Below are 10,472 nucleotides of genomic sequence, written 5' to 3' on the forward strand. Positions count from 1 at the left end.
GGGCCGGGACGGGCTGGCGTTGACGTGGGACTCGCTGGACCGCATCGGCAACCTGTCCTCGGCGTCGGTGCTGCACGTGCTCGCCGACACGCTCGAGCTGCGCCCGCCGCGGCCGGGGTCGTACGGGGTGATGCTGGCCATGGGCCCGGGCTTCTGCCTCGAGCTCGTCCTGCTGCGAGCGTGAGCCGATGTCCGAGGTGCTCTTCACGGTGCTGGTCGGGCTGGTCGGCCTGGAACGACTGGCCGAGCTGGTGGTGTCCAAGCGGAACGCGGCCTGGAGCTTCGCCCGGGGCGGCGTCGAGTACGGGCAGGCGCACTATCCGCTCATGGTCGCCCTGCACACGGCGCTGCTGGCCGGTGCGCTCGCGGAGGTGTGGATCCGGCGGCCGGGCTTCGTACCCGGTCTCGGCTGGACGATGCTGGCGCTCGTCCTGCTGGCCCAAGGGCTGCGCTGGTGGTGCATCGCGACGCTCGGGCGGCAGTGGAACACGCGTGTCATCGTCGTTCCTGGGCTGCGGCTGGTGCACGCCGGGCCGTACCGGCTGCTGCGCCACCCCAACTACGTCGCCGTCGTGATCGAGGGGTTCGCGCTGCCGCTGGTGCACTCGGCGTGGATCACGACGGTGGTGTTCTCCGTGCTCAACGCCGTCCTGCTCACCGTCCGCATCTCGGTCGAGAACGCCGCGCTCGCGGCGCTGGACCGCGCGCCGGCACCATGATCGACGTCATCGTCGCCGGCGGCGGGCCCGCCGGTCTCACGGCGGCACTGCACGCCGCGCGGCGCGGACTGGAGGTCGTCGTCTACGAGCCGCGCATCGGACCGATCGACAAGGCGTGCGGCGAGGGACTCATGCCCGGCGCCGTCGCCGCGCTCGACGACCTCGGCGTGCGGCCCGGCGGAAGGCCGCTGCGCGGGATCCGGTACGTGTCGGGGGAGCGGTCCGTCGTCGCGGACTTCCGCGCCGGGCCGGGCCGCGGCGTCCGGCGGACGGTGCTGCACGCGGCGCTGCGCCAGGCCGTCGCCGACGCCGGCGTGCCGGTCGTGCCGGCCGCGGTGGAGCTGCCGGTCCAGGGCGCCGACGGCGTGGAGGTGGACGGCGTGCGCGCTCGCTACCTCGTCGCCGCCGACGGCCTGCACTCGCCGATCCGCCGCTGTCTCGGCCTGGACGCCCGTGTGACCACGGCCCGCCGATTCGGGCTGCGCCGGCACGTCGAGGTGGCCCCTTGGACCGACTACGTCGAGGTGCATTGGGCGCCGGCGGCCGAGGCCTACGTGACGCCGGTCGGGCCCGACCTGGTGGGCATCGCGGTGCTCACCGCGACCCGGGCCCCGTTCGACGAGCACCTGGCCGCGTTCCCGGCGCTACGCGAGCGCGTCGCCGGCCGCGCCATGACCACCCCGGTGCGCGGCGCCGGGCCGCTGCGGCAACGGTCCCGCTGCCGGGTGGCCGGGCGGACCCTCCTGGTCGGCGACGCCGCCGGATACGTCGACGCACTCACCGGCGAAGGCGTCGCACTCGGCATGGCACAGGCCCGGGCGGCTGTCGCCGCTATCGCTGCCGGGCGGCCGGATCGTTACGAGGCAGCGTGGCGGCGGCTCACCTGGCGGTACGAACTGCTGACCCGGACGCTCGTGCGGGCGACGTCGATGCCGGCCGGCCGCCGCGCGCTCGTGCCCCTCGCCGTCGCCCTTCCGCGCGTGTTCGCCGCCGCCGTCAACGTCCTCGCCAAGCCCGCCTGAGCCGGCTCGGGCGGGCGTCGCGGCGCGGGCCTCCGTCAGCCGACACGTCGAATCTGGCCGAGCACGGAGGCGTTGGTACCTCCCGCCGCTGCGCGAGCAGCCAGCACAGCGCCCCAAGCTCCCGCCCAGACACCGAGCTCAGCAGCCATGATCGGTGGAAGACGGTGAAAGGTCGCTCGCTCGGTCGCCTTGGCCACGGCCGGTTCGACGATCCACTTGGGCGATCGGGCGAGGCCACCGCCGATCACGATCGCTCCCGGATCGATCAGCGCGACGACGCCGAGCAGGCTCTGCGCCAGCGCGGACGTCGCGGCGTCGAGCACCCGTACCGCAGCAGCATCGCCGGCCCGAGCGGCGTCCACGACGTCGCGCGCGGTGGACCCGGGCGGCGCGCCGCGCTCCTCGTCCCAGCGAGCGCCCAGCCGGGTCCCTCCGATCTCCGACTCGAGGCACCCGTACTGTCCGCAGCTGCAGCGTCGTCCCGTTCCGAAGGCGACGTGGCCGATCTCGCCGGCTGCGCCGTGCGCGCCGCGCCGCACCGAGCCGTTGATCACGTGCGCGCCGGCGATGCCCGTGCCGAGGGCGAGGACGAAGATGTCGTCCCGGCCACGTCCTGCGCCCATGATGGCCTCGGCGGTGGCGGCCGCCGCGCCGTCGTGCACGGCGACACCCGGTGCACCCAGCTGTGCGGCGAGCTCGCGCGCCGGGGCTCGGCCGTTCAGCCATGGTGTGTTCGTGCTGGTGACGACCGTCTGGCTGGCGTCGTCGAGGATTCCCGCGACGGTCATGCCGAAGGCGCTGGGCCGGTCGGACCTGACGAGCCCTCGAACGAGCCCGGCGAGTTCTGACAGCGCGGTCTCGCTCCGCGGCGTGCGGAAGATCTCCGCGCTGACCCGTTCGAGGCCCGACGGACGCTCGTGCGCGAGCAGCACCTTCGTGTGCGTCCCGCCGTAGTCGATTCCGAGGAGCGCCGTCACGCCGCCGCTCCGGCCGATCGAAGGACCGCGTGGATGCGCCGGGCCGCGTCCTGGACCGCGAGCTCGAACGCGACCATCAAAGCATCCGCGCCGTCAGCGACGGGGCCCGGTCGAATGAGTCGAACGGGTGCATCGGCCGCTCGATGCGGGAGTGGCCGAGCCGCCCGAGGTCCTGGTCGACCGGTCCGGGCGTGAGGGCGAGCGTCCAGCCCTTCGCGATGTCGTACAGCGTCGGCTCCAGGTATCCGATCTTCGTCACGATGATGTCGGCGGCGCTTGGTTCGAGTCCGATGGCGGCGAAGTCCGAGGCCGCATGGTAGGCCTTGCGGAACTCGGTCACGACGGCGTGCACGCCGCCCCGGCGGACGACGGCGACACGGCCCGCGTCCGGGTCGGCGTCGTGCAGGCTCACCAGCTGGCCCGTGATGCGCACCGGCCCGGCGACCCGTCCGTCGACGCGTGCGCCCGCGAGCACGTCGACCTCGTCCCCGACGCCGTACGTCCACAGCTTCTCGATGGCGGCCGCGTCGAAGATCGAGGCCACGTACGTCACCGGCGCGCCGGGACGGGTCAGCGACGGCATCTCCAGCAGGCGGCCGACTGTCCACGTCACGTCGCCCGACCCACCGGCGCCCGGATTGTCGCCGGAGTCGCTGACGAGATAGGGCCGCCCACCGCCGGCGTCGCGGTGGGCGATGCTCGCGGCGATCGCCTCGTCGAGCGTGCCGGTGGGACCGACGAAGGAGAACTCGTCGCGCACGTCCCACAGCCGGTGCGCCAGGCGCTCCGCCTCGCGTTTGATCACGGTGTCGTCGTCGCCGGTCACCAGGACGGTGGCGTGACAACGCGGCTCATCGGCCCAGGCGTAGCCGATCCAGATGGAAGCGTCCGTCACACCCGGCAGCGCCTCGATCGCCGGGATCATCCCGTAGAGGCCGCGGGCCGGCTCGACCCGGGTCGACGTCTTCTCGCCCGGCAACAGGATCGGCACACGCACCCAAGCACGACGCGGCCTGCCGGCCCGTCCGATCCACTCCAACAGGTTGAGTGCGGCGCGCTCGCGCGTCTCCCATGCGTCCTCGTGCGGTGCCAGTCGGTAGCACGTCGGCAGGTCGACGCCCAGCGCCAGCCGCTCCGAAACGTTGCCGTGGAGGTCCATCGGCGCCGAGACCAGCGGTTCGGTCCCGACGAGGGCACGGATCGCGTCGATCAGGTCGCCCTCGGCGTCATCCATCCCGTCGACGCTCATCGCGCCGTGGATGTCCAGGTAGATCCCGTCGAGCGGTGCGGTCGCCGACGCCGCGGCCAGACCCCGCAGCATGCGCTCCTTGAAGTCGTCGTAGACGTGCCGGTGCACACGCCCGCCCGGGATGGACCGCGCGTAGAACACGCCGATCCACTCGGCGGCGTCCCGCAACGCGGTGCCGGGTGCGAGGAACCCGTATCGGGTGACGACCTCGTCGCCTTCGCGCACCGCGAAATCGCGATAGCCGGCACGATGCTCGGAGTAGGCGCTCGATTCGATCGCCATGCCGACGATCGCGACTCGCGGACGCATCGGGCCGCTCATCGTCCGCCCAGCCCCGAGGTCGCGATGCCCTTGACGAGGTGCTTCTGCAGCGCGATCACCAGGATTGTCGTGGGAATCATCGAGATGATCGAGGCCGCCATCTGCAAGTCCCAGCGGGTCCCGGTCTGGGTGGCGAAACTGGCCAGCCCGATCGGCAGGGTGCCGAGCGTCGAATAGTCGTTCACGGTGATCAGAGGCCACAGGTAACTGTTCCAGTAGTTGAGGAAGGTGAAGACCGCCAGGACGGCGAGCGCCGACCCGGTCAACGGCAGGATGATCCGTAGGAAGGTACGGACCGGGCCGGCGCCGTCCACGCGCGCGGCCTCCTCGAGCTCGTACGGGATGCCGCGGAAGAACTGGCGCATCAGGAACGTGCCGAACGCCGTGAATGCCCAGGGGAAGACCAGGGACTGGTACGTGTCCACCCAGCCGAACCATTGCATCACGACGAACATCGGAATGACCAGGACCTCCTGCGGCACCATCAGCGTGCCGAGGAACAGGACGAAGACGATGTCGCGGCCGGGCCATCGCAGTCGCGCGAAGGCGTAGCCCGCGGTGGCCGATACGAACAGGACGACGAGCGTACCGGCGACCGAGACGATGAACGAGTTGGTGATGTAGGTCCTGAACGGCGCGTACTCGAAGACGTCGGCGAAGTTCTGCCAGCGCACCTCCGTGCCGATGAGCCGCGGCGGCGCGAGAAGCACCTCCCGTGACGGTTTGAGCGCGGAGAAGAAGGCGTAGACGAGCGGGGTGACGAAGACGAGAGCGGCGACGACGGCGACGATGTATGCGACGACCGTGCCGAGGCGGCTTCCCTCGCCGCCGAACGATGCTCGCCGACGGCGGCGCGTGGGGCGGTCCGCGGCCGGTACGCCGGCGCGTGGCGGTGCGCCCGGAACCGGTGCCCCGAAGGTCTCAGTGCTCATAGTGCACCCACCTCTTCTGCACGCGGAACTGCATCGCCGTGACGCCGATGATGAGGATGAACAGCAACCAGGCGCCCGCCGCCGCGAGGCCCAGGTCCTGGAACTCGAACCCGGTGTTGTAGATGAACATCACCAGCGGGATCGTGCTGGTGCCCGGGCCTCCGCCGGTGAGCAACTGCGGCTGCGCGAACACCTGCAGCGACGAGATGATCGTCATCACGGCGGCGAAGAAGATCGCCGGGGAGATGAGCGGTACGACGATGCTGCGCAGCATCCGCCAGCCGCGTGCCCCGTCGACCTGCGCCGCCTCGAGCAGGGAGGCCGGCAACTGCTCGAGCGCAGCCGTGAGCACCAGCATGTTGTAGCCCATACCGGCCCACACGCTCATGGCGACGACAGCGATCATCGCCCAGTTCTGGTCGACCAGGAAGTTCGGAAGGGTGAGACCGAACCACGACGTCGACAGCCCGTTGAGGAGGCCGTCGGGCTGCAGGACGAGCTTCCACACCAGCGCGTTGGCGACGATCGGCGTCACCACCGGGATGAAGAAGATCACCCGGAAGATCGCTCGGCCGCGGATCCGCGGCCCGAGCAGCAGCGCGAGGCCCAGCGCCACGACCAGGTTGACGGGCACGTACAGGACCGTGAACACCACCGAGTTGCGCAGGGCGGGCCAGAAGTCCGGCGAGTCGGTCAGCAACTCGATGTAGTTGCCGAATCCGATGAACTCCCGCTCGCCGAAGATGGGCCAGTCGAACACGCTCATCACGATCGCCAGCCCCACCGGCATCACCGTGAAGATGCTCAGGCCGGCGACCGCAGGGGTGATGAAGCCGAACGCCTGCCGGCGCTCCCGGCGATGCAGGCTGTTCCGGCGCGGCGGCCGGATGGACGACTCGGTCCTCACGCGTCCTCCCGCAGGATGAGCTCGATGACGGGCAGCGCCACGGGCGGTCTCTGGACCGGGAGCGTCAGCGTGAGCGTTCCCGCGGCGGGGCCTGCGGGGATCATGTTGAAGGCTTCCTGGTCAGGTCGGATCTCCTGGAAAAGGATCTCCGACCCGTCCCAGAGCAGCCGGGCGAAGCTCACCTTGGAGGCGAGACCCGGCAGGTGCAGATGCTGGAACGGCCAATCGAACAGATGCACGTACAGCCGACGGTCGCGCTGTGTGTACACGACGCCGGACGGCGGGGTGAACCGCGAGGGACCGGCACCGTAGATGGCCGGCCCGTGCCGCCGCGTCCACTCGCCCACCTCCGCGAAGAGGACCGCGTCGCGCGGTGCGATCTCGCCCCGGCCGGTCGGACCCACGTTCAGCAACAGGTTGCCGCCGAGCGCAACCGACCCGGCGAGCATTCGCACGAGCAGCCCCGCACTCTTGGCGTCCAGGTTGTCACGGTGGTAGCCCCAGCTACCGTTGATCGTCTGACACGCCTCCCACAGGACGGGCACACCGTCGCGCTCGAGCGGGCGCACCGGCTGGTACTGCTCTGGAGTCACCAGGTCGGCGGCGATGCCGAGCCGGTCGTTCACCACCATGTCCGGCTGAAGCCGGCGGCACAACGCCAGCAGTGTGGCCGCGTCCCAGTCCTCCGGCGCCTTACCCGGCAGGCCCTCGTGCTCCGCGTGCTCGGTGAAGTCGAAGAACAGATAGTCGACGGGCCCATAGCTGGTCAGCAGCTCGCGTACCTGCTCGTGCAGATACGCGCGGTAGCGGTCCATGTCGCGAGCTGCGTTGAGTGCCGCGACATGGGGGTGGCGGCGCAGCGGGTGGTGACGGTCGATCGTGTAGTCGGGGTGCGACCAGTCCAGCAGAGAGTAGTAGAAGCCGACCCGCAGGCCCTCTGCCCGGACGGCGTCGACGAACTCACGGACGAGGTCGCGGCCGCAGCTGTGCGGAGCGGAGAACGCCGTCGTGGCGGTGTCCCACAGGCAGAAGCCCTCGTGGTGCTTAGTCGTGAGCACGACGTAGCGTGCGCCCGCCTCCCGCGCCGTGCGCGCGATCGCGCGTGCGTCGAAGAGGTCGGGGTCGAAGTATTCCGCGTACCGTGCGTATTCCTCGACGCCGATCTCCTCGTAGTTCATGACCCACTCGTGCCGTGCCGCGACGCTGTACAGGCCGAAGTGCACGAACATGCCGAAACGGTCGTGCGCGAACCACGCGGTGCGGTGCTCGGTCACGGGATTGTTGCCTTTCCGTCGGGGCGAAGCCGGGGCGGTGCGGGTCGATGCGGCAGCCGTGCGGGGCGGAACCGGAGGCTGCCCGGTCCCGCCCGGCGTCGTCGTCAGCGCGCGAAGCGCGACTGCAGGCTCTCCAACGCGTCGGCCATCGAGCTCTGCCCTGCGTACACGCTGACGAGTTCGTTCGGCATCGCGGTCGCCACCTGCGTCCACTGATCATTCACGCGCTGCGCGGTGGAGCCGTCGAAGCCCGCGGTGAAGGCCGCCGTCAGCACGTCGCGCGAGGACGCCGGCAGCGCTTCGAAGTACAGCGGCTGACTGCCCAGCTGCGCGGGGTAGCCCCCCTGCTCGGCGATGACCTGCTGCACCTCGGGGCCGGTGAGGGCGCCGAGGACCTCGAGCGCGGCCTCCTTCTCCTCGCAGTTGGCGGCGACGCCGTAGCCGGAGCCGAGCGCGACACCGAAGGCGCCGGCGTCGCCGGCGGGCAGACGGACCGCGCCCCCCGTGAACGGCAGGCCCTCGTCGGTGTAGCGAGTGGCGTTCCACGTCCCGTCGATGATCATGGCCGCCTGGCCGTTCTCGAACTGCGTCGGATCCCACGCCGTCTCCGCGGCCGAGGGCGGGGCGGCGGAGACGCCGGCCTCCGTCACCAGGTCGCCGTACCACGTCGCTGCCTCGACGAACGCCGGGTCGGTCAGGGCGAGCTCGCCGTCGTCGTTCACCGGCTGCAGCCCGGACTTCGCCATCGGCAACGACAGCCACTGGAACTCGTCGATCGAGACTGCGAAGCCCTTCACACCGGTGTTCGCGGTGATTTGCCTGGCCGCCTGTTCGAACTCGTCGATCGTCCAGTCGTTCGTCGGCAGGGCCACACCGGCCTGCTCGAAGAGGTCGGCGTTGTAGAACAGGAACATCGTCGCGGTGTCGTACGGGAGTCCGTACAGCGTGCTGTCGTGCTCCATCACGCTGAGCGCACCGGGGTTGTAGTCGTCACGAGAGATGCCGGCTGTCTCCAGCTCCTCCTCGCCCAGCGGCAGGAAGGCCTCCGTGTACCCGGTGAGCCGCTGTCCGTTCATCGCTGTGACACAGGCGACCTTCCCCGAGGCCATGTTGGCGTTGAGCTTAGTGAAGAAGTCGGCCCACGGTGCTGTCTGCAGCTCGATCGTGATGTCGTTCCCGACGAGCCCCTGTGCGACGGCCATCTGGTCGCGCAGCTTCTGCTCGGACTCGGCATCGCCCGACCACATGTTCCACACGATGGTCGTGGTGCCCTCGTCGGCGGACGTTCCGTCGTCCTGCCCGCAGGCGGAGAACCCGAGAGCCCCGACAGCGACCATCGCGCCGAACGCCAGTCTTCTCTTCTGCATTGTGCCCCTCTCGAAGGGTCGCATCCTGCGACTGAGTGGAACGCTCCAGCGCTCCGACGGCTAAACATCGGATGTCCGGTGGATCGCGAGGCTAACGCATCCGCGACGTCGAGCCCTCTGCCGTGACCCATTCGTTAGGAGAAATCGCACTTAAAATGCAGTTTGAATTCAATAGCTGAACTAAGTCCGCGGCGACTTGCCAAGATCGCGGTCCACGGCGGCGGGATCGAGGAGCTCTTCGAGCGCCAGGGCGGCGACGCCGCGGGCACCGAGATCCCAGCCGACGGTCGACTCGGCCAGCTCGAGCCCCGTCGTGGACATGGGAAGGCACAGGTCGTAGACGCTGGAGCGAACACCCGCGACGAATGCCTCGGTGGTCGAAAGCACCCCCGCCAGGACGAGTCGTTCGGGATTGAAGAAGCTCACCAGCGTGGCCAGCACCGCACCCGTGCGCAGTCCTGATTCGCGCAGCAGCCGGGTGGCCAGCGGATGGGCGTCACTCGCGAGGCCCGCCACGCCGGCCACGTCGTCGATCGGCACGCCGGCGGCGGCCAGGGCTGCGACGATCGAACGACCGCCGGCGACCGCGTCGAGGCAGCCGAACCGGCCGCACGAGCACAGCACCTGTGGCCCGTCCGCGACGGACGTGTGGCTGACGTCGCCGGCCATGCCACGTGCGCCGCGATACAGCGCCCCGTCCACGATGACACCCGTGCCGATGCTCGAGCCCGCCTTGACCACGATCATGTGCCGTGTCGTGCGGCCAGTGGCGATGAACTCGCCGAGGGCCATCGCGTTCGCATCGTTCTCAGTTCGCACAGGCACGCCGGACAACCCACTCAGGATCGCGGCTGGATCGATGCCGTTCCAGCCCGGCATTCGCGATGGCGAGATCACCCGTCCCTCGGGTGCGCTCACCGGGCCCGGCAGCGACAGTCCCACCCCGGCCAGGCGGCGTGCGGCGTCGTTGCTCGCGGCCAGGGCGTCGAGGATCTCGCGGTGAACGCTGCGCAACACGACCTCAGGCGGCCGGGTGATGTCGATGCTGCTTCTCCTGGTGACGATGCATGTCCCGGCCACGTCGAACAGGCCGATGGCCGCGTGACGGGCGCCGAGATCGACCCCCGCCACCACTCGTTCGTCGCGAGCGAGCCTCAGTACTCGTGGCCGCCGGCCCCCGCGTGAGACGCCATCACCTTCCTCGTCGAGGTATCCGCGGCGGAGCAGCTCCTCGACCCGGAGCGTGATGGTCGACGGCGCCAGCCCGGTGAGTCGCGCGAGATCGGCACGCGACCGCGCGAGCCCGTCGCGCACGAGAGCGTAGATGCCGCCGGGCGTCGTCGAATGGGCGTATCGAGCCGCCATGATGCTGCCTCCGAACGAAGTTGATTCGACATCCGCACGAAGTTCAGCGTAGACCGCCCCAGGGCGGGACATCGGATGATTGGCGGTCGTGCCGGTCTGCCGCCGGTAGCCATCCTTCGCACCCCAGCGCAGCGGATCGAGCGCAGAGCATTTCCATCGTCGCTCCCCGGTCGTAGCGTGGGAGTTGTCGCCGTGCCCCGGACGACGACTCCCGAGAGGCACGCCATCTTCAGGGGGTGAGCGGCGATGCCCACATTCATCAGCTTGATCAGCTGGACCGATCAAGGAGTCCGCAAGTCCAAGGAGTCGCTCGACCGAGCCAAGGCCGCCAGCGAGTTG

At 70.1% G+C, this 10,472-nt stretch carries 9 protein-coding genes and 1 pseudogene; 3 read left to right on the forward strand and 7 right to left on the reverse strand.

What is annotated here, in order from left to right; translation table 11 throughout:
- The 3 genes and pseudogenes from E1262_RS29615 to E1262_RS29625 form a co-directional block, all read left to right on the forward strand.
- Positions 1–184, forward strand: a pseudogene (locus E1262_RS29615) (3-oxoacyl-[acyl-carrier-protein] synthase III C-terminal domain-containing protein); the annotation flags it as partial.
- Positions 185–188: 4 nt separating this feature from the next.
- Positions 189–719 (forward strand): isoprenylcysteine carboxyl methyltransferase family protein, encoded by a 531-nt coding sequence (locus E1262_RS29620; protein WP_132107937.1) that lies wholly within the window; start codon positions 189–191, stop codon positions 717–719.
- Positions 716–1,741 (forward strand): NAD(P)/FAD-dependent oxidoreductase, encoded by a 1,026-nt coding sequence (locus E1262_RS29625; RefSeq protein ID WP_132107938.1) that lies wholly within the window; start codon positions 716–718, stop codon positions 1,739–1,741. Before E1262_RS29620 ends, E1262_RS29625 begins: the two co-directional genes overlap by 4 nt.
- Positions 1,742–1,776: 35 nt before the next feature.
- Here E1262_RS29625 and E1262_RS29630 read toward each other — a convergent pair whose 3' ends face one another.
- The 7 genes from E1262_RS29630 to E1262_RS29660 form a co-directional block, all read right to left on the reverse strand.
- Positions 1,777–2,718 (reverse strand): ROK family protein, encoded by a 942-nt coding sequence (locus E1262_RS29630; protein WP_162606139.1) that lies wholly within the window; start codon positions 2,716–2,718, stop codon positions 1,777–1,779.
- A 76-nt stretch (positions 2,719–2,794) separates the two neighbouring features.
- Positions 2,795–4,276: a M81 family metallopeptidase gene (locus E1262_RS29635; RefSeq protein WP_203454718.1), complete on the reverse strand. Its 1,482-nt coding sequence runs from the start codon at positions 4,274–4,276 to the stop codon at positions 2,795–2,797.
- An 8-nt stretch (positions 4,277–4,284) separates the two neighbouring features.
- Positions 4,285–5,220: a carbohydrate ABC transporter permease gene (locus E1262_RS29640; protein ID WP_132107941.1), complete on the reverse strand. Its 936-nt coding sequence runs from the start codon at positions 5,218–5,220 to the stop codon at positions 4,285–4,287.
- On the reverse strand, positions 5,210–6,127 hold the full coding sequence (locus tag E1262_RS29645; protein WP_132107942.1) for a carbohydrate ABC transporter permease: 918 nt from the start codon (positions 6,125–6,127) through the stop codon (positions 5,210–5,212). The genes E1262_RS29640 and E1262_RS29645 overlap by 11 nt, the downstream gene beginning before the upstream one ends.
- The gene (locus tag E1262_RS29650; RefSeq protein ID WP_132107943.1) at positions 6,124–7,401 is read right to left on the reverse strand and encodes an alpha-L-fucosidase; all 1,278 of its coding nucleotides are present in this window, start codon (positions 7,399–7,401) and stop codon (positions 6,124–6,126) included. Before E1262_RS29650 ends, E1262_RS29645 begins: the two co-directional genes overlap by 4 nt.
- A 104-nt stretch (positions 7,402–7,505) precedes the next feature.
- A complete protein-coding gene (locus E1262_RS29655; protein ID WP_162606140.1) occupies positions 7,506–8,768 on the reverse strand; it encodes an ABC transporter substrate-binding protein in 1,263 nt (420 codons plus the stop codon).
- Positions 8,769–8,948: 180 nt separating this feature from the next.
- The gene (locus E1262_RS29660) at positions 8,949–10,355 is read right to left on the reverse strand and encodes an ROK family transcriptional regulator (protein WP_203454723.1); all 1,407 of its coding nucleotides are present in this window, start codon (positions 10,353–10,355) and stop codon (positions 8,949–8,951) included.
- Between the last annotated feature and the right edge of the window lie 117 nt (positions 10,356–10,472).

It is taken from the genome of Jiangella aurantiaca, from assembly GCF_004349105.1.
GTDB classification, from domain to species: Bacteria; Actinomycetota; Actinomycetes; order Jiangellales; family Jiangellaceae; genus Jiangella; species Jiangella aurantiaca.